This is a genomic window from Myroides injenensis M09-0166 (assembly GCF_000246945.1).
Lineage (GTDB): Bacteria > Bacteroidota > Bacteroidia > Flavobacteriales > Flavobacteriaceae > Flavobacterium > Flavobacterium injenense.
On record NZ_BAEX01000019.1, the window covers coordinates 16,057 to 41,513 of the forward strand.

Annotated in this window: 20 protein-coding genes; 11 read left to right on the forward strand and 9 right to left on the reverse strand. The window is 31.5% G+C overall.

Annotated elements, in window-relative coordinates; genetic code table 11:
- Positions 1–543: 543 nt before the first annotated feature.
- From RH98_RS04755 to trxA, 6 genes are all read left to right on the forward strand, one after another.
- Positions 544–1,104 carry a YeeE/YedE family protein gene (locus RH98_RS04755; RefSeq protein ID WP_026038746.1) on the forward strand — a complete coding sequence of 187 codons (561 nt, stop codon included), beginning with the start codon at positions 544–546 and terminating at the stop codon, positions 1,102–1,104.
- A 12-nt stretch (positions 1,105–1,116) separates the two neighbouring features.
- Positions 1,117–1,530 carry a DUF6691 family protein gene (locus RH98_RS04760; protein WP_010251100.1) on the forward strand — a complete coding sequence of 138 codons (414 nt, stop codon included), beginning with the start codon at positions 1,117–1,119 and terminating at the stop codon, positions 1,528–1,530.
- A 115-nt stretch (positions 1,531–1,645) separates the two neighbouring features.
- Complete coding sequence (locus RH98_RS04765; RefSeq protein ID WP_010251102.1) at positions 1,646–2,278, forward strand: Crp/Fnr family transcriptional regulator; 633 nt, start codon at positions 1,646–1,648, stop codon at positions 2,276–2,278.
- A 40-nt stretch (positions 2,279–2,318) separates the two neighbouring features.
- The gene (locus RH98_RS04770; protein WP_010251104.1) at positions 2,319–3,116 is read left to right on the forward strand and encodes a sulfite exporter TauE/SafE family protein; all 798 of its coding nucleotides are present in this window, start codon (positions 2,319–2,321) and stop codon (positions 3,114–3,116) included.
- A 74-nt stretch (positions 3,117–3,190) separates the two neighbouring features.
- Positions 3,191–4,621, forward strand: coding sequence for an MBL fold metallo-hydrolase (locus RH98_RS04775; RefSeq protein WP_010251106.1), 1,431 nt, complete (start codon positions 3,191–3,193; stop codon positions 4,619–4,621).
- A gap of 6 nt (positions 4,622–4,627) precedes the next feature.
- Positions 4,628–4,945 (forward strand): thioredoxin, encoded by a 318-nt coding sequence (trxA, locus tag RH98_RS04780; RefSeq protein ID WP_010251108.1) that lies wholly within the window; start codon positions 4,628–4,630, stop codon positions 4,943–4,945.
- A gap of 58 nt (positions 4,946–5,003) precedes the next feature.
- Here trxA and lepA read toward each other — a convergent pair whose 3' ends face one another.
- Positions 5,004–6,800 carry a translation elongation factor 4 gene (lepA, locus tag RH98_RS04785; protein WP_010251110.1) on the reverse strand — a complete coding sequence of 599 codons (1,797 nt, stop codon included), beginning with the start codon at positions 6,798–6,800 and terminating at the stop codon, positions 5,004–5,006.
- Between the two features lie 292 nt (positions 6,801–7,092).
- On the opposite strand from lepA, the gene RH98_RS04790 reads away from it, so the two are divergent.
- On the forward strand, positions 7,093–7,974 hold the full coding sequence (locus tag RH98_RS04790; protein WP_010251112.1) for an SdiA-regulated domain-containing protein: 882 nt from the start codon (positions 7,093–7,095) through the stop codon (positions 7,972–7,974).
- Here RH98_RS04790 and RH98_RS04795 read toward each other — a convergent pair.
- Complete coding sequence (locus RH98_RS04795) at positions 7,957–11,682, reverse strand: bifunctional metallophosphoesterase/BamA family protein (RefSeq protein WP_010251114.1); 3,726 nt, start codon at positions 11,680–11,682, stop codon at positions 7,957–7,959. The two genes, RH98_RS04790 and RH98_RS04795, sit on opposite strands and share 18 nt — an antisense overlap.
- Before the next feature lie 28 nt (positions 11,683–11,710).
- Here RH98_RS04795 and RH98_RS04800 point away from each other — a divergent pair, with 28 nt between their 5' ends.
- Positions 11,711–12,868, forward strand: a complete 1,158-nt coding sequence (locus RH98_RS04800) for a Pycsar system effector family protein (protein ID WP_010251116.1) — start codon at positions 11,711–11,713, stop codon at positions 12,866–12,868.
- On the opposite strand, the gene RH98_RS16005 is transcribed toward RH98_RS04800, so the two are convergent.
- Both RH98_RS16005 and RH98_RS04805 read right to left on the reverse strand, forming a co-directional pair.
- A complete protein-coding gene (locus RH98_RS16005) occupies positions 12,849–13,499 on the reverse strand; it encodes a hypothetical protein (protein ID WP_237717506.1) in 651 nt (216 codons plus the stop codon). The genes RH98_RS04800 and RH98_RS16005 overlap by 20 nt on opposite strands.
- 36 nt (positions 13,500–13,535) lie before the next feature.
- Positions 13,536–15,215 carry a hypothetical protein gene (locus tag RH98_RS04805; RefSeq protein WP_237717507.1) on the reverse strand — a complete coding sequence of 560 codons (1,680 nt, stop codon included), beginning with the start codon at positions 15,213–15,215 and terminating at the stop codon, positions 13,536–13,538.
- Positions 15,216–15,425: 210 nt separating this feature from the next.
- On the opposite strand from RH98_RS04805, the gene dusB reads away from it, so the two are divergent.
- Positions 15,426–16,418 (forward strand): tRNA dihydrouridine synthase DusB, encoded by a 993-nt coding sequence (gene dusB / locus RH98_RS04810; RefSeq protein WP_010251118.1) that lies wholly within the window; start codon positions 15,426–15,428, stop codon positions 16,416–16,418.
- 93 nt (positions 16,419–16,511) lie between these two features.
- On the opposite strand, the gene RH98_RS04815 is transcribed toward dusB, so the two are convergent.
- The 5 genes from RH98_RS04815 to RH98_RS04835 form a co-directional block, all read right to left on the reverse strand.
- Positions 16,512–17,111 (reverse strand): DJ-1/PfpI family protein, encoded by a 600-nt coding sequence (locus tag RH98_RS04815; protein WP_010251120.1) that lies wholly within the window; start codon positions 17,109–17,111, stop codon positions 16,512–16,514.
- Between the two features lie 692 nt (positions 17,112–17,803).
- A complete protein-coding gene (locus tag RH98_RS04820) occupies positions 17,804–18,631 on the reverse strand; it encodes a mechanosensitive ion channel family protein (protein ID WP_010251122.1) in 828 nt (275 codons plus the stop codon).
- A 26-nt stretch (positions 18,632–18,657) separates the two neighbouring features.
- Positions 18,658–19,857: a C1 family peptidase gene (locus RH98_RS04825; protein ID WP_010251124.1), complete on the reverse strand. Its 1,200-nt coding sequence runs from the start codon at positions 19,855–19,857 to the stop codon at positions 18,658–18,660.
- 145 nt (positions 19,858–20,002) lie between these two features.
- Entirely contained in the window at positions 20,003–20,848 is an 846-nt protein-coding gene (locus RH98_RS04830) for a hypothetical protein (RefSeq protein WP_010251126.1), read from the reverse strand.
- 382 nt (positions 20,849–21,230) lie between these two features.
- On the reverse strand, positions 21,231–23,132 hold the full coding sequence (locus tag RH98_RS04835) for a S9 family peptidase (RefSeq protein WP_010251128.1): 1,902 nt from the start codon (positions 23,130–23,132) through the stop codon (positions 21,231–21,233).
- A gap of 304 nt (positions 23,133–23,436) precedes the next feature.
- On the opposite strand from RH98_RS04835, the gene RH98_RS04840 reads away from it, so the two are divergent.
- Positions 23,437–24,684, forward strand: coding sequence for a dicarboxylate/amino acid:cation symporter (locus RH98_RS04840; RefSeq protein ID WP_010251130.1), 1,248 nt, complete (start codon positions 23,437–23,439; stop codon positions 24,682–24,684).
- A 4-nt stretch (positions 24,685–24,688) separates the two neighbouring features.
- Positions 24,689–25,408, forward strand: coding sequence for a DedA family protein (locus RH98_RS04845; RefSeq protein ID WP_010251132.1), 720 nt, complete (start codon positions 24,689–24,691; stop codon positions 25,406–25,408).
- The last annotated feature ends 49 nt before the right edge of the window (positions 25,409–25,457 follow it).

A 25,457-nucleotide genomic window follows, 5' to 3' on the forward strand; every position in this document is an offset into this window, starting at 1 on the left:
TAAAAAAGCCCAATACCCAAAATCAATATAGCTATTTACTTATAAGGGAAATAAAGGCCTAAAACAACCTTTATTTGCCATTCAGCCAATTAGGAATAGCACAAAAACCCTAGTATTTACAAGGCTTTAGAAGTGGTTTAAAAAGTTAAATAGGGATTTTGTTCGGGGAGTGTTCGAGAATTGCTCGGGTGAGCATTGCAAAAAGGGGGTTCTTCCCGAACAAGACTGCAACCGTCCCCGAACGACACTGGGATTACACCCGAATAAAACGCTAAAAAAAATGGAAAAGAGTTGGAATAAGATTGACTTTTTTACAGTCAATTTAGGAAGAAAAAGCGGACTTTGATTTATATACTTTTACTTAGAATCATCAGCTAGAACGCTGATTTACAATGTAAAATTACAACTAATTTCGTTATTATTACTATTGTTTTCACAATAGTATGCAAAATAACTAACAAAATGCAGTAGTGTATCTTAAGTTACACTTCATTACAGTAATATTAGTGAAATTTGCTATGTCGAATTATTAATATCAAAGAAATGGAAGTAATACTTCAACCGTGGCCATGGTACATCGGTGGCTTATTTATAGGAATCACGTTTATCTTACTCTTATTACTGGGCAAAACTTTTGGTTTTTCGTCTAATCTAAGAACTATTTGTGCCATGTCTGGAGCAGGTAAAAAGTGTGACTTTTTTTGCTTCAATTGGAAAGCACAAACATGGAATTTACTATTCTTAGTTGGCACAATTATAGGGGGATTTATTGCTTATCACTTCCTAAGTTATGACAATGCAGTCATCCCTATATCAGAAAAAACAATTAGTAAACTTCAAGAAATAGGAATATACAGTGCAGAGGAATCCTATTTACCTACAGAATTATACAGTATAGAAGCATTTACATCTATAAAAACAATTGTATTACTACTCTTAGCAGGGCTATTTGTTGGTTTTGGATCACGATATGCAGGAGGGTGCACATCAGGTCATGCTATAAGTGGCTTAAGCAACTTTCAATTACCTTCCCTAATTGCAGTAATTGGATTCTTTATAGGAGGCTTAATTATGGTACATCTAATCTTTCCCTATTTATTTTAACAATCAATGATTATGAAAAAAACAGCATATTTATTAGTGGGAATACTATTTGGTATTGGGATGTTTAAATCAGGAGCCGCTTCCTGGTTTAGGATATATGAAATGTTTCAATTTGACAGTTTCCACATGTATGGAATTATGGGAACTGCATTAACTATAGCAGTAGTCACAACATTATATATTAAAAGAAAGAATAGTAAAGATTTAAATGGCTTACCTATTACCTTTCAACCAAAAACAAAAAGTATAGCGAGGTACTTAATAGGAGGGATTATTTTTGGATTGGGATGGGCTTTAGGAGGCGCTTGCCCTGGACCAATGTTTGCATTATTAGGAGCAGGATTTATCCCTATTATTATTCCGATAATTGGAGCAATATTGGGAACATGGATATATGGTTTAATAAGAAATAAATTACCGCACTAAGCATCTATTCGCTACTATTTTTTCCCAACACTATTGAGAATATTGATATGTTTAATTTTAATAAAGTAAATTAGAGCAAAAATGTTGAATAATTAATTATACTTGATTATTAAAAATGGAACATATTATTAAATCAAAATATAAAAACACATTTGAAGAGAAGCTACTCGATGAGCTGATTGAAATATCTACAATAAAGAGCTTTCATGAAGGAGATATACTCATGGAAATAGGTGAGTATATCAAAAAAATCCCTCTATTACTGGAAGGGGCAATTAAAATCATCCGAGAAGATTTAAAGGAAGGCGAGATTGTACTTTATTATATTGAGCAAGGCGATACTTGTGCAATGACACTTACATGTTGTTATGGTGAAACAAAAAGTCAAGTAAGGTCCATTGCAGAAAAGGATGGAAGTATGGTATTAATCCCTGTCTCAAAAATGGATGAATGGTTGATAAAGTATAAAAGTTGGAGATATTTTGTTCTTAATAGCTATAATAGTAGAATGAATGAAATGCTTACAGCTATTGACAGCTTAGCCTTTATGAATATGGAAGAACGCTTATATAAATTATTACAAGAAAAAGCTAAAATCTATAATAGTCGCTTCATAAATAATACTCATTTAGAATTGGCAGAAGAGTTAAATACCTCTAGAGTGGTAATTTCACGGATTTTAAAAACTTTAGAGAATCAGAATATTATAAAACTTAATCGAAAATACATTGAATTACTACCTAAATAGTATAACTCAATGTATAAGAGCATAACCCAACCTTAGCAAAATGTTAGAAATATCAACAATTATAGGCTATTCACTTGCTTTACTTATAGGAATCTCACTTGGATTAATTGGAAGTGGTGGTTCTATTTTGACGGTTCCAATTTTAGTTTATATAATGAATATAGAACCGTTTATAGCAACTGCCTATTCTTTGTTTATTGTGGGCTCTACCTCTTTAGTAGGGGGAGTAAAAAACCTAATAGATAAAAAAGTAGACAAAAAAGCTGTTCTCCTTTTTGGAATACCATCATTGATAACAGTTTATTTAACTAGAGCATATCTGCTACCTTTAGTTCCAGATTTTATCAATATTGGAAATATAGCTATAAATAAAAATATGGCACTAATGATTTTATTTGCAATAGTAATGTTTACTTCTGCAACAAAAATGATTATTCCAAAAAAGGTAAGTAATACCTCAACAGATAATAAAAACTCCCCTTTTAGCCTAAGTATACAAGGAGTTCTAATTGGATTATTAGCTGGTACAGTGGGTGCTGGAGGAGGATTCTTAATAATCCCCGCTTTGGTTTTATTTGCTAATATCCCAATGAAAAAAGCAATCGGTACTTCACTATGTATTATTGCTATTCAATCACTCATAGGCTTTTTAGGAGATTTAAAACACACACCGATAGATTGGGAGCTATTGCTAACATTCTCAGCTATTTCAATAATTGGAATATTCATTGGGATAGCTCTAACCAAATTTATTCCTGACAACAATTTAAAAAAGGGGTTTGGCTATTTTGTTCTTACTATGGCAATATATATTATCATTAAGGAGGTTTTTATTTAGTTTGGTAACACAAGTTACCCTCAAATTAAAAACATCTTACTATTTTTACTACAACAATAAAAATTAACAACGATATGAAAATAGAACAAATCTATACAGGTTGCCTTGCACAAGGTGCTTACTATATAGAAAGTAATGGGGAGGCAGCTATCATAGACCCTCTAAGAGAGGTACAACCATATATAAATAAAGCTCAAAAAGATAATGCAAAAATAAAATATATCTTTGAAACGCATTTCCATGCTGACTTTGTGAGTGGACACGTGACATTAGCAGAAAAAACTGGTGCTCCGATTATATATGGACCAAATGCAAATCCAACCTTTAATGCTCACATCGCTAAGGATGGTGAAGAGTTCAAGCTAGGAGATATTACAATAGTAGCCCTACACACCCCAGGTCACACAATGGAAAGTACAACCTATTTACTAAAAGATGAAAATGGTAAAAATCATGCTATCTTTAGTGGAGATACTTTGTTTTTAGGTGATGTGGGACGACCTGATCTTGCACAAAAAGCGGCAAATCTTACACAAGAGCAATTAGCGGCAACATTATATCAAAGTTTGCGCAACAAAATAATGGTATTGGAAGATGATGTAATCGTTTATCCAGCACACGGAGCAGGATCTGCATGTGGAAAAAATCTAAGCAAAGAAACCGTAGGTACATTAGGTGAGCAAAAACAAACAAATTATGCCTTGCGAGCTGATATGACTGAAGAAGAATTCGTAAAAGAAGTTACTGATGGATTACTTCCTCCTCCAGCATATTTCCCTTTAAACGTAAAATTGAATAAAGAAGGATATGAGAATGTTGAAAAGATAGTAGAAGCAAATAAACCATTATCCCCTGACGAATTTGAAGCTTTAGCAGAGGAATCTGGGGCATTGTTATTAGATGTCCGTTCAGCTTCTGACTTTGCTAATGGTCATATTCCAGGTTCTATATTTATTGGATTAGATGGTCAATTTGCTCCATGGGTAGGTGCTTTAATTACAGATATTAAACAAGCAATCTTAATTATCGCTCCTCAAGGAAGAGAAGAAGAAGCTATTATACGTTTATCTCGTGTAGGATATGACAATACCTTAGGTTACTTATCAGGAGGATTTAACTCTTGGAAAGACTCTAATAAAGAATATGATACTGTAGAGCAAGTAACAGCAGAAGAGTTTGAAGCAAAACTACAACAAGATCCTATAAAAATCGTAGATGTACGCAAACCAGGAGAATATAACTCTGCTCATTTAAAGTACGATAATCTTACACATTCTCCTTTAGATTTTATTAATGATCACATTGAGGATTTCCCTACAGATGGAAAATTTTATATCCATTGTGCTGGAGGTTATAGATCATTGATAGCAGCTTCTATCTTGAAAGCTAGAGGGTATCACAACATGATTGATGTAATTGGTGGTTTTGGAGCAATCAAAAAAACTAACTTACCTATTACAGAGGGTATTTGTACATCTACTTGCAGTACATCTGACAAAAAATAGTATAGCATGAATAATTTTGAACAACTTATACAAAGTGATCAATTAGTTTTAGTAGACTTTTTTGCTACTTGGTGTGGTCCTTGTCAAATGCTAACTCCTGTGTTAAAAGAGGTAAAAGCTGTTTTACAAGATCAAATTACTATAATAAAGATAGACGTAGACAAGAATACTGCTTTAACTACTCAATATAGTACATTATATCAAATGAGAGGAGTGCCTACACTAATGCTATTTAGAAAAGGTAAGTTGCTTTGGAAACAATCTGGTTACTTAGACAAACAAACTCTTTTAAACAATATAGACTTATATAAAAATAATTATTAAAAAAGAAAGAGGGTGCCTTTTGGGGCACCCTCTTCTTTATAGTATAAATTATAACGTATTAATCATTTAATTTTAATACAGCCATAAATGCTTCTTGTGGTATTTCAACGTTACCTACTTGTCTCATACGTTTCTTACCAGCCTTTTGTTTTTCAAGTAATTTACGTTTACGAGAGATATCTCCTCCATAACATTTTGCAGTAACGTCTTTACGCAATGCTTTAACAGTCTCACGCGCAATTACTTTAACACCAATTGCAGCTTGGATAGGAATATCAAATTGCTGACGTGGTATAAGTTCTTTTAATTTCTCACACATCTTTTTACCAATGTGATAAGCATTATCAGCGTGCATTAATGCAGACAAAGCATCTACAACGTTAGCGTTTAACATCACGTCAACTTTTACAAGATTAGATGTACGCATACCTATAGGAGAATAGTCAAAAGAAGCATATCCTTTAGATACAGTTTTTAATCTATCATAAAAATCAAATACAATCTCTGCCAATGGCATATCAAACATTAATTCAACTCTATCTTCAGTTAAATAAGTTTGATTTGTAATAATACCACGTTTGTCAATACACAAACTCATTACTTGTCCAACGAAATCAGACTTTGTAATAATCGTTGCTTTAATATATGGTTCTTCTACTCTTTCTAATTTAGAAGGTTCTGGTAAATCAGATGGATTATTTACAATGATTCCTTTCTCTGGTTCTTTCTTAGTATAGGCTAAGTAAGAAACGTTAGGAACAGTTGTAATAACAGTCATATTAAATTCTCTTTCCAAACGCTCTTGGATAATCTCCATGTGTAACATTCCTAAGAATCCACAACGGAACCCAAAACCTAAAGCTGCTGAACTCTCTGCAGCAAATACTAGAGAAGCATCATTAAGCTGTAATTTCTCCATTGAATTACGCAACTCTTCATAATCTTCTGTATCTACTGGATAAATACCTGCAAATACCATTGGTTTTACGTTCTCAAAACCTTCAATCATATTTTGAGTAGGTACTTTTGCATCAGTAAGTGTATCCCCTACTTTTATTTCACGAGCTTCTTTAATTCCAGAAATTAAATAACCAACATCTCCACTAGAAATTTCTTGCTTTGGTACTTGGTTTAATTTTAGTGTCCCGATTTCATCTGCAAAATATTCTTTACCAGTAGCCATGAATTTGATCTTCTGCCCTTTTGTTATCTTACCGTTAATCACACGGAATATAACTTCAATACCTCTAAAAGGATTATATACAGAGTCAAAAATAAGCGCCTGTAAAGGCTCATCAACATTTCCTTTAGGAGCTGGAACTTTTTCAATAATTGCTTCTAATATCTTATCTACTCCTAATCCTGTTTTACCAGACGCTGGAATAATTTCATCGTAATCACATCCTAATAGGTTAACAATATCATCACTAACTTCTTCAGGATTTGCACTAGGTAAATCTATTTTATTTAAAACAGGAATAATTGTCAAATCATTCTCTAAAGCTAAATAAAGATTAGATATCGTTTGTGCTTGAATACTTTGTGCAGCATCAACAATTAATAAAGCTCCTTCACAAGCAGCAATAGACCTAGAAACTTCATAAGAAAAGTCTACGTGCCCTGGAGTATCTATTAAATTTAAAATATACTTTTCGCCATTATGAACATACTCCATTTGAATAGCATGAGATTTAATAGTAATCCCTCTCTCACGCTCTAAATCCATACTGTCTAAAAGTTGGGCTTGTTGCTCTCTAGCTGTTACTGTCTGTGTAGCATCTAGCAAGCGGTCAGCTAACGTACTTTTACCATGGTCAATGTGAGCAATAATACAAAAGTTTCTAATGTTCTTCATTCTTCGTAATATCAAAGTTTAAAATTAGATTATATGCCCATTAGAAGTATTGAAACGACTTTCAATAATCATATAATCAAAGTTGTATAGCATCTCAAATAAATATAACATGCCTATATTTTGCAAATATACTTTAAAGTTTGAATTATAATGTAATTTTTATTATTCACCTTAACATTCAAGCCTTATTTACATCATTTTTAAGTAAAAATCAATCAAGAATAATCTCTCGTGTAGTGTTCTATTATCAGAACTCTTTTAGTAACTTTATACAATACAAAATTATATTGTTATGAGATTACATTTAAGCATAGCTATTTTTAGTTTGTTTACATTAGTTGGATGTGGTAAGAAAGGAGACGTAATACACGATTATATTACGTTACCTAATCATTTAAAAGAAGTATCAGGTATGCACTATGATACAAATTCTAATACTTTTTGGGTATTACAAGACAGTGGTAACAAAAACGAGATTTATCAATTAGATAATAAAGGAAATATAATACATACCCTTGAAATTGAAAACGCAGAAAATATAGATTGGGAAGAACTTACTGCTGATCAACAAGGTAACTTGTATATCGGTGATTTCGGAAACAATAAGAATCAACGTAAAGATTTAAGAATTCTAAAGATTAATAAAGAGGATCTTACAAAAAGTAAAGCAACTCCTTCTTCTATAATCTCGTTTGAATATCCAGAGCAAACAAAGTTTCCACCAAATGATAATGAAAAGTTATATGATGCAGAAGCATTTTTTCATTACAATAACAACTTCTACATTTTTACAAAAAATAGAAGTAAAGGTTTTGATGGGACTTCTTTAGTATATAAAGTTCCTAATGAAAGTGGAAATCACAAGGCTAATCTTGTACAAACTTTTAAAGGATGTAATATTTATAAACATTGCGCTATTACAGGAGCGGCTATTAGCCCTGATCAAAAAACTTTTGTATTACTTTCTCATTCTAAAATATGGATTGTTGATAGTTTTAATCCAAATGCTATTCTTGATGGTATCATAACTGAAAGAAAACTGAAACATATTTCTCAAAAAGAAGCAATTACTTTTGGAGACAATAATACTATTTATCTAGCTGATGAAGTAAAAGATAAAAAAGGAGGCAAAATATACAAAGTAGATTTGGGTCCTTTAAAACCCAAATCCTAATCCAAATACAAGACGTCCTCCATCTACACTATTAAAATAAGATAGGTGGAGGGTGGCTTGTTCAATAGCATTAATCCAAAAACCTGCACCATAAGAGTTATGCCATTTATTTGATTTCTCATTAGGTAACCAAACTCTACCGTAATCAAACCCACCATAAAACCCATAACTCATTGGGATAAAGCCCGCAGTAAATTGACCAGCATTAAAACGGATATCTGTTGTGTGAACAAAAGATGTTTTTCCTGTAAATCGCTCTGGTCTAAAGCCTCTTAAATTAGCATTCCCCCCTGCAGTTGCTGCATGATAAAATTCATAATTATTATTAAACCTAGTTTGATAATTAAAGTTTGTTGCTAATACAAATCGTTCTCCTCTATCAATAAAATGAATAAAGTTCACTTTCATGTCCAAAAATGCAAAGTTTTGTTTTTCCTCTTTTAAGTTCATTTTCCATCCTAAAGTAGAATTGAAACCAAAACCTATTGTTGGATTAGCTGGGTAATTGTATTGTTCATAACTATACTGCCCTTTTATAGTTCCATACTGCTGGTAATCAAATACATTTTGATTTACTACATCAGGAGAACTAGTAATAAAACGATTCGACTTATTTTGAACTTTAAGAGCTTCGTAAGAAATATTAGCTTCAAAATTACCACCTCTTTCACCTTCGTATCTATAACCCGGAGAAACAGAGTAACTTTCTATTCGTACTCGCTTGTAATTATTTCCTTCCTTTTTATCAAAATAAAAAGTCTCATTACCCATACCATAATAATTAATAGCAAAGTTTGGACTAGTCGCACGTCCCGCAATTGTAAACATCCATCTATTAGTAGCATTAGGAAAATAACCTTTGTAATCTAATTCAACACCTTTTGTATTAAAAGAGTAAAAACCTTTCAGAACATGTTTACTGCTAAAAGGATCTCTAACAAACTTTGATTGTTTAGAAGAAAACATAAAGCCTAATTTAACTCCGTCTTCTGGATTATAACCAATATTAGGCAATAACATATTTACTCTAATTGGAATATTTACGTAATTAAAATTATTTAAATCATACGAATTGCTAATAAACTTTCTTACGTTATTTGATCCATTATCAATAATTTCATTCTTCTTATCTGCATAATCATATACTATTACCTTACTAGTATTTTCTATATTAAATAAGTCTTTATTCTTACCACCTATTAGACGCAATTTAATTTTAGCCTTCTCATTGCCAGTTACTGTAAATACATCTTCATCATTCAAGCCGTATAGCCATATTTCCTTTGTTTCTGTTGGGCTATATATTTTTTCAAATTGTAGCTCCTTACCTGCTTTTTTATCGCGGTATTGCATTACTTTAACTTCGCCATTTGCTAATCTTTCAATTTCAAATGAGTCCTTCTTATCTGTCCCTGTTAAGACAACATACTCACGTAACTTGTGATAATACTTTGGTAGATAAGCTAAAATATTTTCTTTTCTAGCCTTAAAAACACGCTTTATATTTTCAATCTCTTCATCTTGCACTTCTTTAGGAAGTTTAGCAAATATTGCATCTATCGTATCATCATCTAATGTAGCAACTATATCTTTTGCCTCATTTATCCAATCTTGTTCAGTAGTAGATTTTAATAGATACTGATCTAATGGAAAAGCTGTCATATTTAACCATCTAGGATTAGCAAACTCTTCCTTATAATTTTGCATATGGCGCAAAGGAGGCAACTTCATAATCCATTTTAACAAAGCTCCATCAATCTTAGCAAAAGCTTGATCCCTATCTCTTGGAACTGGTCGATAAATCACTCTATCACCTTCATCAAACTCTGACCAGCGCCATTGATCTCCATGTCTATCCCAATCACCAATAAGCATATCGAATATTCTAGCTCTTAAAAAAGCTTTTTGATCTACCGAGTACTTCTCATCTTTTCGCAGCTTAGCAATTACATCAGTAGTGCTAATTATCTTCTTTGCGTTGCCAAAACTGTCTTCATCTTCATACCCCTCAGATGGTCGCTCTTCAATCATATAAAGTTCATCCCCATATTTTTCATTAAATTTTCCTAAAAGAGGCTGTTTTGGGATGTAATATAATTCAGGGTTAGTATGATACAATCCTATTACTTCTGATAAATCTCCAATAATAAACGGCGTATAAGGATGGGCAGTAGTATAAAAATCATATATAAAGCGTTCTGCCCAAGTATTTTCAAAAGAGTTCATTACGTACTGATCTTTAAAAACGGCACTCTGTACAAATCTAGAAACACTTTTCTTTACACCTCTCATGACGTATTGCTTTCCCTCAGCATCAACTAATCGCAAAGACATAGATTGATTTCCTCCTCCAGATATCAATGGAGTAAGTCCTCCTTTTATTTTATCTAAATATCCTATTTCTACTTCTACTGGTCTGCCATAAATATCTCTATAGTGCTCTCCCCATAAAAAACGGTACCACCCTGTCTTTTGTGTGAGTGAATTTGGGTAAACACTTGCCTGTATCGTTTCAGATTCAAGTATAGGAAGATCTTTACCAATATATTCCTCAAAAGAAATTATTGGTTGTTCATATACTAATGCGTATTTATCATCTGAATAGGTATAAAACTTTAATATTGCTGTTTTATCTTTTAAGACGTCAATCTGCGCATAGCCGTAAGAAGACGTTGCAAAGTCCTCTTTTACAACTTCCCTTGCAAACGACAAATCTCCTAACGCTCCTGATATTACTTGTTTAATATTATCGCGTTCTATAAATTGTAGATTGTGCTCATGTCCAGATACTATAATAACATTATCAAACATCTGAGCCATTGTTCGAATACGCTTATTTAGTTCATTATATTTTTTGCTCTGTAAATCTTGTGGATCAATACCAGACATAGCTCTCGTGTAGTTAATCACCGATCCTACCAATGGTAAAGGCATCCCATTCTGAAAAGGAAACAAATGATCTTTAAAAGAAAACTTACCTCCGTAATTACCATTGCTGAAAACAGGATGGTGCATAGCTAGAATAACCACCTTGTTTTGGTTTTTATTAATCTCTCCTCTTAATTCATTAAAAAAATCTTCACGTGTTTTAATATCACAATCTTCATTAATATTTGGATGCTTATTCCAGTCCTCCAAAAACCATTGACTATCAACAGTAATTAAGATAGTCTCTTCATTAATTTTTAAGCGTTCGTATCCACAAACTTTTCGCGGTAATAATGCCTTCTTATTTTCTAATTTTTCTTCAAGTATAGTAGACAATCTCTTCACTCCTTCATAACCTCTTTTCCAATCCTCATTCCCATTAATAAAAACCGTATTCCCTTTGAAATATTTTGCTAACGTTATTTGTCTGTCTAATTTTTTATCGCCTTCCTTGACATCTTTTTTTGATATACCCCCTTTGGTATTATTTCCAAGAAAAATTATGGTACTGTTGTCTGAGCTAAAATTGTCCAACTCTTTCTTTAACTCTTTAAAAGCTTTTTTTTCTGCTTCTGAAGAGATATTCCCACCATTGCCTAAGAGAAAATAAGTATGCGATACTACTTTAGTACTATCTCCACTTGCTCCAACACCTTTCCAATCATTTATCTCAATATCGTCTAAGGTGAAAGAATAAAGAGAAAGATGGGAAAGCACTGTAAAAAGAAATAATAAAGCTATTTTTCTAGCGTTAACAAATATGTCAAGAATTAATTTCATAATTTAGAGGGACTAAAGGTTTTTATATATGACGATTCTACAAAAAGTTGAAGAACATATTTTTCAGACTCACAAAGATACATTATCACATCAATATACGTACCACAACTTTAACCATACCATTCGAGTTGTTAATGGGTTAGAAGAAATTTTAAAACATCATAAAGTTAGTGAAAAAGAAGCTAACTTACTTCGCTACGCTGCATGGTTTCACGATATTGGTTATATTAATTCTTGGGAGGGTCATGAAGAAAGAGGTGCTCAAATGGCACAGACTTTTCTTTTAGAAAATGGTGTTGATGTAGATGATGTCTTAGTCGTAATGCAATTAATACGTGCAACTAAATTAGATTATATTCCTGAAGATGATTTAGAAGCTATCCTAAAAGATGCAGATTTTGCTCATTTTTCTGATAATAACTACGTTGAGATAAGTAACCTGTTAAGAAAAGAAGTAGAACATTTCTGTAACAAAACTTTTACGGACTTAGAATGGCATTATCAGAATAGAGATATCATGCTTTATAAGCATCGATATTATACAGATTATGCTCAACGTGAATGGCAACCTAGAAAACAACAAAACTTACTTGATATCTTATCTAAAATAGAGAAGATAAAACAACGTAAAAAGAAAGACAAAAAGACGGAATCTAATCGAACAATTGATACTTTATTCCGTACAACACTTCGCAATCATACGCAATTAAGTGCTATTGCTGACAGAAAAGCTAACATCCTTCTTTCAGTAAATGCTATTATTATATCAATTTGTCTATCTACCTTAATTCCTAAATTGGATAGTCCTAGTAACGCTCACTTAATATATCCTACTTTTATATTAATTATGTTTAGCGTGGCCTCTATTATATTTGCAATTTTATCTACTAGACCAAAAATTACCTCAGGAAAGTTCACAAAAGAACAAGTGGACAACAATGAAGTAAATCTACTCTTCTTTGGTACTTTTCATCAAATGCCTTTTGAAGAATATGAAAAAACATTATTAACTATATTAAAAAACACAGATTATTTACATCATGCACTTACAAAAGACCTTTATAGTCTAGGCAAGGTCTTGAATAGAAAATATATGTTCTTACGTATAACCTATACTGTATTTACAATTGGTATTCTTGTATCTGTTTTAGCATTTATTATTGCATTTAGAGGTATTGGCTTCTAAGGAAATTATGCATCAAATTAGAATAGTCTAGTTTATCAATATCAAAGTTAGTATTTACACTTACACGCAGACCAAGCAGTCCTGACACACCTTGTAATTCTTCGATTTCAAACTCTTCTATGTCGTTATCTAAGATTCCAATGGCTTGCTCGTAATATATATAACTTTTGTACTCTTCTAAATCTTTTTTAGATACAAAAGCTATTGTAATTTGCTTTGGTTGAACGATTCGATTGTCGCTATTTTTAATACACGCTTTATCTAATCTCTTTTTGATTATTTCATAGCGAGTATTGTAAGACCCATCAATATCAAAACGTTTTTCATCCATGCGAAACTGAATTGCTAATGAAGTGTCATATACAAAAATTAAAACAGTAACATCCATTGTGATACTATCTTGAATATTATTGCGATAATGAACACACATTAATTCTGACATGACCTGCAATTGCCACAAACGCAAATTTTGTAAATAAGTAAAATCAAATACTCTTTCTGGGCATATTGAATTACCAATGTATATATTGTGCTCTACTCCATCTGTTTTAAAGCGTTCATAATAATGTGGGTATACTTGCTGAACTATCTTTTGTCTCTCATCCAAAAGGTCAGAGAACTCCTTGTTCATTCTACCTACCTGACTATCAAATATTTTTCTATATCGCTAATATATATCAAACTCAAAATCAATGTATTTTAAATACTCGTTATAACAATTCTTATCAAATAAGTAGTCTTCTTTAATTAAAAAAGGATGTATTTCATTCTTAATATAATTTTGAATAGTCTGTTCTAGCCCAGAATAGAACTCATGTTCTATTTGCTTTAAAAAAGCGCTTAATTGTAATGTGTGTTTTTCAAGAATCAGAGATCTATTGTTCACTAAACAAGTTGAAAATAATTTGAGCAATTGATTAATTTGAGTAATCAGATCTTTAATAATAGCATCATTGCGAAGTTTACTTGAACCCTTTATATCAATTTCACCAAAAAGAGGATATACCTCTGTAAAAGAAATAGGATCAATAATATAGTTTTTATCAATAACGCTCTCTACATAATTTCTTCCTGCTTCTTCTAAAAATTTCCAATAGACACTTGGATGTATTGTTGTAAACTCACGTTGTATAATAGCTTCAACGTGATTTAATAAATCCGATTTTACTCTTGCAAAAGTTTCTGTAATAATAGGCATTAAAGAATCTAACTTTTGCGCATTCACACTATTTAAAGCTCTTTTCTCTTCTGATACGATTTCTAATATTCCCTCTACCCCACTGGATAGAACAACAGGACTAAATAGACAACTTCTAATACCTTTTTGATATAAGACGGTACACATTTCTCTCTCACTTTCATCTTTCATTAACTCTTCAACATCAGAAATACTATAGTAACTTTGCTTAACAACTAATTCATTATATGCCCTCTTTGACAAGCAGAGATTACCATCTCGCTCGTTAAATAAATAACTATTAAGAGCCATTATATCTCTAGTTTCTGCTTGGAGTAATTGATTAATTTCTAAAGGTGTATAACCTATTCTTAAATTTGGTATTTTAAAAATGGAACTAAAGATTTGATTTAGTACTCCTGAAATAGGTTCACGCTGTAATTCTGCTTTAAGGAAATTCTCTTTTAATAGTGATAATGCACTTTCAATAGTCACATCTATAAGTGTTACTATACCAAATCCCTTAAGAATCCAACTATTTTGCGGGAACTTTTCAATCCACAAATCTAAATCATCAAAATTATCTTGCAATCTTTCTATATCTTCTTTAGTTAGCATGACTGCATGCTCAGTAGGTATTAATTCAACAAAGTCAGCATTATATAAAACTCGGTAGTGATGAATAATTCCTTTTGCATCAGGTAAATCAACAAATAATGGTTGTGTCAAATCAAAATCTGTATTAAAATAATGATTCATTATGATACAACAGGATGCAATGTAATATTGATGTAAATCGAAATTTCTAATCTCTATATCATAATCTCCACCACTCTCTTTAATTATCCGTTGAAAACGATCAGTATAATTAAACATTATCTTTTGAAAAGGCATAGAAACAGCTTTAATCTCATTACTTGATAATGCTATAGGAAATATAATTTCTAATAACTCTTTTATTAAATCAGCATAAGTTTCTAATTCCTTCTCATCCTTAATATTTGATAATCTGCCGGGTACTTTATCAACTTCAGCCAATAAGCTCTTGAAATAATCTCGCTTAATATAGTTTTTTCTATCATCAGCGACGAATTCCTCCATTGCTTTTATAAGACGATGAAAAGAAAATTGTATTTCAAATGGCGTATTTTCAAAAGTTGCTAATTTCATAGAATCAGATATTCAATTATTCACTAAAGATAGTGAATAACCTAATAAAATAACTAGATAAACACAATCCTTCTTAATTAAAAAAGATATACTAATACAACTTAACTTTCTATTAAATAGTCATAAAAACTAGTGCTTAACATAGATTAAGAGTTATCAAAAACATCAATTATAAAAATATTGTACTTTTGCATTAAATTACTAAATCAAATGATTAAAATAGGCAATATAGAACTTCCTGATCATCCATTATTATTAGCGCCAATGGAAGATGTAAGTGATCCACCTTTCCGTCGTTTATGTAAAAAACATGGGGCTGATTTAATGTATTCTGAATTTATCTCTTCAGAAGGATTAATTCGTGACGCGATGAAAAGCAAAATGAAGCTTGACATCTTTGATTACGAAAGACCCGTTGGTATTCAAATATTCGGAGGTGATGAAGAAGCGATGGCACAATCTGCAAGGATAGTAGAAACAGTTCAACCTGATTTAGTAGATATTAATTTTGGATGTCCTGTAAAGAAAGTAGTAAGTAAAGGCGCTGGTGCTGGTGTTTTGAAAGATATTGATTTAATGGTGAGGTTAACAAAAGCAGTTGTTGACAGTACCCATTTACCTGTTACCGTAAAAACTCGTCTAGGGTGGGATGAAGAGTCTATCAATATTGATGAAGTTGCTGAACGATTGCAAGATGTAGGTATACAAGCATTAACTGTACATGCCCGTACTCGCTCACAAATGTACAAAGGGCATTCAGATTGGACACATATAGAGCGTATTAAAAACAACCAAAGAATACAAATTCCAATATTTGGAAATGGTGATATCGACAGCCCACAAAAAGCTCTTGAATACAAAGAGACTTTTGGTCTTGATGGTATGATGATAGGCAGAGCAGCAATTGGATATCCATGGATATTCGACGAAATAAAACACTTTTTTAAGACGGGAGAAATCCTAGCTCCACCAACTATTAAAGACAGACTTGACGCAGCAAAAAACCACCTAATTTGGTCAATGGAATGGAAAGGTGAACGATTAGGTATTGTAGAGATGAGACGTCACTATACGAACTACTTTAAAGGAATTCACGGTTTTAAACCACATCGTTTAAAATTAGTTACTACTGATGATCCTATTGAACTACTCAACTTATTTGATATAATTGCTGAAGAATATAAAAATTATATTGTAGAATAAAATAAATAAAGGTTTTTGATAATATCAAAAACCTTTATTTATTTTAGTAGAATATATTTAAAACAACAACAAAATAACTTCTACTCTTTTTTTCTAAAAACAGGGCTCTCTCCTAGGCTCAAAGATTCCATATTTAAATAATTGATACCAAGATTCGACGTATTTTTTATCAATATTAAGCAATAATAAAATCTCTTTTGAATATTCAACAGGCGAAATTCCATTAGCCGTATTAATATTATTATCTGTAACGGTAGGTAATGAAATATATAATGCCTCTCCATTGTAAGTAGGTGCTAATGTTTTTAAATACTCTAAATCATTACTTGTATGAATTACATGATCAAGCATTCCTTTTGTAGCTAAAAGAAGTGTAGCACCACATATAGCGGAAATAATACAACCACTCATGACAATATTGTCTAACAATTTAAAAATAAGTAGTCTATTTATTTGAGGAGTCTCCCATAATGACCCTCCTGGTATAAGAAGCATAACCACTCTTCCGAAATTTACTTCATCTATACTCCTTGTCGGTATAATAGTTAAACCACCCTGAGATGTAACTCTCTTTCCATCTTCAGTAATAAATTCAACTTTTAAATGTTTTAATTTAGTTAGTTCTGGCAAAACATAAGAAAGTTCCCAATCAGAATAACCATCAAATAAATAAACACATACTATATCTTTCATTGCTTTAAATATTTAGTCAAATATATCTAATATGTAGCAATTTAATAAACAACATATACTAATAATTATAGCAATATATTAAAATAAAGGAACTCTTTCATAAGTAAAGACAGCTTTATTCTTTTACATCAAAAAACAGTTGTAGTATTGCTAATAGCTATAGAAGTCATCTTGACTTCTAGTTTTCTGTCAACACTTTAATTATCTGAACAAAAAAAAAACACCTATCTTTTTTTTAACCTTAAAAAACATATCTAACTAAATTACAACACGTTAAGTTAAAAATAATTTATTGAGTTAAAATTAGGAAGCTCGATAAGGCTAGTATTCATAAGCCTTAGAGCGAAATCCTTCAACACTTCTTCAACACCTCCCCATGATTGCTCTATATAGGAGGCTATTTGTTGAAGAAGTCTTGAAGAACTGTTGAAGCTTTGTTGAAAAAATCATATCCTCTATAGTAATAAAGGCAGATAAGAAATCAAATATTCCATGAATCATTTTAGGCACTCCCATTCAAAAATACCTTTGAATAATTAAATGGAGATTTTTAAAAAAGTTTAAAAAAATAAAAAGGCTGCAATGAATTGCATGACCGATAATAAGTGAATATTATCTTATACAAAACTTCTAAAAACAAAAAGGGCTGTCTTAAAAAGACAGCCCTTTGTATATTTTACTACTTAAAATAATTACTTAGTAGCATCACTTACAATATGTAATTCAGTTTGTGGAAATGGAATATTAATTTTAGCATCATCCAAAGCAACTTTTACTGACTGCTGAACTTCATAAACTGTATCCCAATACGTCGTTTTATCCATCCAAACTCTCACATTCAGATTGACAGAACTATCCGCTAAATTAGTTACAAATACTGATGCTGCAGGTGTTTGTAAAACCGCTGGTATTTTTGCCAACGCATCTAGAATGACTTGTCTAGCTTCTTTAATATTCGAATCATATGAAATACCTACTACAAAATCATAACGTCTAGACGTTATTTCTGTATAATTAGTAATAACAGAGTTTGCTAATGGTCCATTAGGACTAAATATTTTTAACCCTGTAGGTCCAGTAATAATCGTATATAATAATCCTATACTTTCTACAGTTCCTTCTGTTCCACTAGTATTTGAAATATAATCTCCCACTTTAAAAGGACTAAATACTAATATTAGAACCCCTCCTGCAAAATTTGACAAACTTCCTTGTAAGGCTAAACCAACTGTCAAACCTGCTGCACCAAATATGGCTGTCAAGCTCATTGACTTGAATCCCATGATACCTGCAACAACTACAAGTAAAACTACATATAAAACAATTCTTATCAAACCAATAAGAAAACCTTGTAAGGATTTATCAACATCCCTTCTTATAAAACGATTTGCTAAAAACTTAACAATGAATTTTATTAAATAAAATCCAACTAATAATACAACAAGACCTATAGCATACTTGGGTAAAGCAGTTAATACGTCTTCAAGTATTTTCTCAAAACTTGAAATAATTCTTTCCATAACAATTTTTTTTTCGATTTTAAAAACTACAGTTTCATCTTCTTAGCCAAATCTTTAGGTACTCCATCTTTGTGTACCATGATGTCTGTAGTTTTATATTTTACATATTCTTTGGTCATATACATATAACCTTTATAATCATTTGAAATTCCCCATGAATTTTTAATAATATAGTATTCTCTTCCATTCTGATCCTTTGCAATACCTACAATATGCATTCCGTGATCATCAGTAGTAGAGTAATTATCAAATGCTTCTTGGCGCATTTCAGGTGTTATTACTCTTTCTGGTTTTGGACCTTCAAACATTTCTTTGCGCTCTTCATCTGTCATATCCTCCCATTCTTTTTCTGGAACAAATGCTACTCCATTTTTCCAACTAAAATACTTCTCACTAACATCACCTGCCCAAGCTACAGTAAATCCATTCTTTACCGCATAATCAATAATATCAGTTAGCTCATTTGTTTTAACATTATATACTTGATTGAAAGCCCAGTTATCAGGGACAAGTAAAACAAACTTTTCATAAAGAGGATAATTTAGATCTGAACCTATCTCAATATAATCATCTGGATTAATACCCACCACTTCTTTAGCAAAAGTCTTTGGGGTATACTCTTTACCTTCCCATTTGAATTTTTCAGGAGCTTCTCCCAAATAAGAGTCGATAACTGCAGTATACGCTTTTTCCCAGTTTGGTGTTAATTTTCTATTTGGATTAGAAACTACTGCTTTCAAAATTCCTTCTTGAATAGCAGCCATCTCACCAAATTGATTCTTTGAAGTACCATAATTTAAACCTGAATAAACTGATTGTGGCACTGCACCATATTGTCTATACATATTGATAACATCGTGAAATGCTCCTCCATCACCTAAAGTAACTGCTCCATGCATGCGTACATACATCTTCCCCTTTTCAATATAAGCATTGCGGGCTGTAAATATTTGAGAAATTTCAACAGGCTTTTTCCCCATTCTAATCATTTCTGATTCTAAAAAAGAGTTCGCTGAATAACTCCAACACGTTCCTGAAGATCCTTGATTTTTAATAGATGTGTTTTCGATATCAATAACATCTGTAAATTGATATAACTCTTTACTCTTATCGCTTGCATTATATTTTAAAGCATTAACAAGATTATCTTGTGCAAAAGAAGTAAATGTGTAACCAGCTGATAGCATTAATGCTAATGCCCAAGCTTTAAATTGATTTTTAAACATATTATAAGGTTGTTAGATTCGTAAAGATAAAAAAAGCGAAAGGTTTATTCCAAATGAATCAGAATAAACCTTTCGCTTTTTCAAATAATTCTAAAATAAAAGAAGATAAAATATTAATAGTATATTCCTTTTATCTATTCTATAATTATTTTTTATAAGTAATAGTAAAACTTCCTGTGATTTCTGTCTTTACTTCAATATCTTTTCCAGCTATATAATCGTACTCTTCTCCTACACCTATCTGACTAAAAGTTCCACCTGTTACATAGTTATCGTTATCATATGTATATTTAATACTTAACTCCATAACATTTTTAGGGTTAGTTAAATCAACATACTTTATTGTTTTTGGATTATTAGCAGGTACAAATTTATTCATTGTATTTTCGCCAGTAAGAGCTCCACCGTTAATTGCTCCAATATCTACACTTGTTTTCTTACTAATATCAATAGCTCCAGTAGAATTTAGAGTATGAAAAGCAAAAAATGGTTTACCATCATATTCTATAGTCACCTCTTCATCTTCAACTAAAACATTATCGTCATCAAAACCATAAGAAGTATAACTTGTTACATTCCCATTTTCAAAAGAATTTATTCGTACTCTATTTTTAAATTGAAAAGGTTGCTTTGCAATAACATCTAAGATATTAAAAGAATCACCTTCTTCTACGTTCACACTCATTAAGTCTCCATTAGAATATTCAATATTTACTAATACTTCCCCTTTGTCTCCTAGTACAGATACTAATTTACCATCACTATTGTAATGTAATTTTGATTTTCCCTTTTCATGGATATCCTCATCATAATCAATCCCTAGTCTTTCTCCTTCAGCACTGTCGATAAACTTAATTACTTCATTTGGTTGAGTTACACCATCAATAACTTCAACTCCGTTGTTATCATCTTTTGAATTTGCATTATCATCTGAACTACAACCTACTAAAAGACCCCCTAAAAGGCTTACACTTAATAATAACTTTTTCATTTTTCTCTTTTTTCTTAAATTTTATGTAAAATTAACACAATTTTAGTCATGTAAAAACATCTTAACAACTAATACATAAAATTGATTTAATTCACAATACTATATTCTTAAAACACATAAAAACATATTTTTTTATAAAAAAAGCACACAATAAGCAAAAGAATTACAGTATTTACAATCCAAACTAGAAAGCTCACTCCTTATTATAAATTCAATGGTTATTCCTACAATACTTCTTCAAAATTATTGCTATGTAATAATTGAATATAGTCTACAACTTACATTTAAAAACAAGAAAAGTATCTGCTAAAGAAAAAGCCCCCTTGCTTAGTTTAAGCAAGGGGGCTTTTATAGAAATTATAATTTTAAAGTAAGTTTCTTCTTACAAAGTTTCTTTTAACCAACGAAAGAATTCACCTTGCCAAACTTGAGCATTCTGAGGCTTAGTTACCCAATGATTTTCTTCTGGCAAATAAAGGAATCTACTTTTAATTCCTCTTAATTGTGCTGCTTGGAATGCTTCTTGTCCTTGACCAATTGGTACTCGATAATCTTTTCCACCTTGAATTACTAAAATAGGTGTATTCCATTTATCAACATTATTAATTGGATTAAAGTTTGCATAAGCATTTTGCGCATCTTTATTATCTTTTTCCCAATAAGCACCTCCTGTATCAAAATTAGGGAAGAATACTTCCTCTGTAGTGCCATACATACTTACTAAATCAAAAACTCCACAATGAGATATAAACGTTTTAAATCTATTTTCATGGATACCTGCTAAGAAGAAAACAGAATAACCTCCATAACTTGCTCCTACAGCCCCTAGTCTATCATTATCCACATAATCTTCTTTAGCTACATCGTCAATAGCAGCTAAGTAATCCTGCATTGGTTTACCTCCCCAATCTTTACTAATAGCTTCATTCCATTCCACACCATGTCCTGGCATTCCTCTACGATTTGGAGCAACGATAATATACCCTTCTGCTGCCATAAGTTGAAAATTCCAACGGAAAGAATAAAACTGTGATAATGCAGACTGTGGTCCCCCTTGGCAATAAAGTAATGTTGGATATTTTTTATTAGGATCAAAATTTGGTGGATATACCACCCAAGTCACCATATCTTTACCATCAACAGTTTTTACAATGCGTTTCTCACTTTTACTTAACGCTATTTTTGAATATGCTTCGTCATTAACTTTAGTAATTTGATTCCATGTTTTCTTTTTCATATCATATGAGAAAACCTCTGTAGCATGATTAAAGTCTGTACGTGTTACAATAGCTTTGTCCCCATCAATTCCAACAATTCCTGTTACGTCGAAATCTCCATCGGTAATTTGTTTTACTACTGGAGCAATGCGTTTTTTACCAGGAAAATTAACTTCAAATAATTGAATTGTTCCACCAACAGCAGCATTAAAATAAATTTTACTACCATCTTTGCTCCACTGGTATCCTCCGACAGTTCCATCCCAATTAGCAGTTAAATTAAGATCACGACCATCATAACGCACAATAATATCATTTTTATCTGCTTCAAATCCATCAGTCTTCATTTGCAACCAAGTCAAATATCCTTGAGGAGAAAATGTTGGATTAGTATCATAGCCCTCATTATCTTTTGTCAGATTAGTGGTCTGCTTAGTTTTGATATTATATTCATACAAATCTGTATTTGTACTTGTAGCATACGCTGTACCTTCTTTCTTTTTGGAAACATAAACGATTCCATTACTATCTGGAGTCCATATATAATCTTCATCACCACCAAAAGGCTTTTGCGGTGCATCATAAGGTTCCTTTGCCATAATATCTATAGCATCAGCTTCGTTAGCAATTGGTGCATAAAAAACGTGGTTATGAGAACCGTCATTCCAAGTATCCCAATGTCTATAATCTAAACCATCGAAAACATAGGTATCTGTTTTTTCCATTCCTGGATATAAATCTTTCCCTAAGATTTTGTTTACTTTCACTGCTTTATCTGATAACACATATTCACCTGAAGGAGATATATTCTTATCTTTAATCAAAGTCTTATAATCTGTAACTTCTATTGGAGTACCTCCGGTTAAGGAAATTTGGTAGGTCTTAGAGTCAATTTTATCTTCTGTCATATTTGGATAACCCACCTTATAAATAAGGTTTTTACCATCTTTAGAGATTCCAATAGGAGTAACACGTCCTAATTTCCAAAGCAATTCTTTAGTCATTACCTCTTGTGAAAAAGCTGATAAACTAGCTAAACTTAAGGCAAATAAAAATATTTTCTTCATAGTTAGAGTTTTATAATGTCGTAAATTTAAACTTTTCTTTTAATTAAGTAAGAGATATCAGTTTTTATAAAAATTCAATTGTTCCTATCAGTTATTCCAATACAATTATACATACTACAACAATATCCACACAAACTAACTATCTCATAAAAAATTTATAAAAACATTTACCTAATAACATATTTTTAAGAAAATACTTTTTATAAAAATGAAAAATAAACTGCTTTATAATTTTGTTATTTTTTTCTAAAAAGAAGATTAATTGCAAAAAAATAACTATTTTCACGCTCAAAATATAGAATACATGAAGAATAATAAACTATTTATAGCTATTATTATTGCACTAGTTATTGGTATTATAATAGGAAGTATTGTACATTACCAAATCCCAGAACACAAAGAAGTATTTGCAAAAAACATTGAACTTTTAGGTACTATTTTTATCCGATTAGTTCAGATGATTATTGCACCTCTTGTTTTCTGTACACTAGTTACAGGAATAGCTAAAATGGGTGACATGAAAATGGTTGGCCGTGTAGGTGTAAGAGCAATGGGTTGGTTTATCACTGCCTCTTTTATTTCTTTAACCATTGGATTAATCCTTGTAAATCTTTTCAAACCAGGAGTAGGTAGTGATTTAAAAATGACTGACCACTCTAATGCTAACGAATTAGTTTCTAAAACAGATGCCTTAAGTGTTCAAAGTTTTATAGAACATTTAATTCCTAAAAGTATATTTGAAGCATTTGCCCACAATGAGGTATTACAAATTGTAGTATTTTCAGTGTTTTTCGGAATCGCATTATCTACTTTAGGAAGTAAAGGAAATGGATTAATTCAACTGCTTGACCGTATCACAGATGTCGTCCTAAAAATGGTATCTTATATTATGTGGACAGCTCCTTTAGGTGTTTTAGGTGCCATAGCTGGAGTAGTAGCTATAAATGGAATATCTATTTTCGCCTTATACGTCAAATATTTAGTAGCTTTCGCTTGTGGTCTAGCACTACTATGGATCGTTTTAATATTCGTTGGTTATCTTATACTTGGTAAAAATGTATGGCGCTTATTAAAGGCAATGAAAGAACCATTATTAATTGCCTTCTCAACTACAAGTAGTGAAGCTGTATTTCCTAAATTGGTAGAACAATTAAAAGAATATGGTTGTTCACCAAAAATAGTATCATTTACATTGCCATTAGGTTATTCTTTTAACCTAGATGGAAGTATGATGTACTTGACTTTTGCAAGTATATTTGTTGCACAGTATTATGATATCCACATGTCGCTTGGACAACAAATTGCTATGTTATTAGTACTTATGGTTACTAGTAAAGGGGTAGCTGGAGTACCTAGAGCATCCTTAATCGTTATTGTAGCAACATGTACAATGTTTAATATCCCACCAGAAGGAATCGCTCTGATTTTACCGATTGACCATTTCTGCGATATGGGTAGAAGTATGACAAATGTATTAGGAAATGGTTTATCTACTGCTGCAATTGACAAATTCGAAAAAAAGAACTTAATTGATAATATAGATACAGAATAATACAATGGACGAATTTACTTTCTCGCAGTTACTCAATCCTGAGTTCTACATTAATCTTGAAATAGCAGGGCACTCAATAGGAATTTATGTTGTATTGTTTATCGTTTTTGCTGAAACAGGTTTATTTGCGGGATTCTTCTTACCAGGAGATAGTTTGCTTTTCTTAGCAGGTATATATAGTACTGCTTTAATGCAAGAATTGTTCAATATAGATAGTGACTTTGCAAATGTTGCTTTACTTTCCACTTTTATTGCATTAGCTGGAATATTTGGAAACGCCTTTGGATATTGGTTTGGAGCTAAAAGTGGTAACTATCTCTATAATGTCAAGGACAATTTCATTTATAAGAAAAAATATCTATACGAGTCTAAAGTTTTCTTTGAACGTCATGGTGGTAGAGCTATTATATTTGCGCGTTTTTTACCAGTAGTTCGTACTTTCGCTCCAATTATTGCTGGAATTGTACGTATGGATTTTAAGCGTTTTATGCTTTATAATATTATAAGTTCGTTCTTATGGGCAACTACCCTAATATTTGCAGGACATTACCTACAAGTGTGGTTAATGGATAGCTATGGCATCAATTTAAAAGACTATATCGAATATATTATTATTTTCCTAATCTTAGTGACAACTTTACCTATTGTTATTAAATTACTTAAAAGTAAAGGAGGAAAAGATAATCAAAACGAAAATGTAGAGTTAAATAACGATCAAAAGTAATTGATTGATTATAGAATATAAAAAAGGCTATTATTGAAATACTACGTGT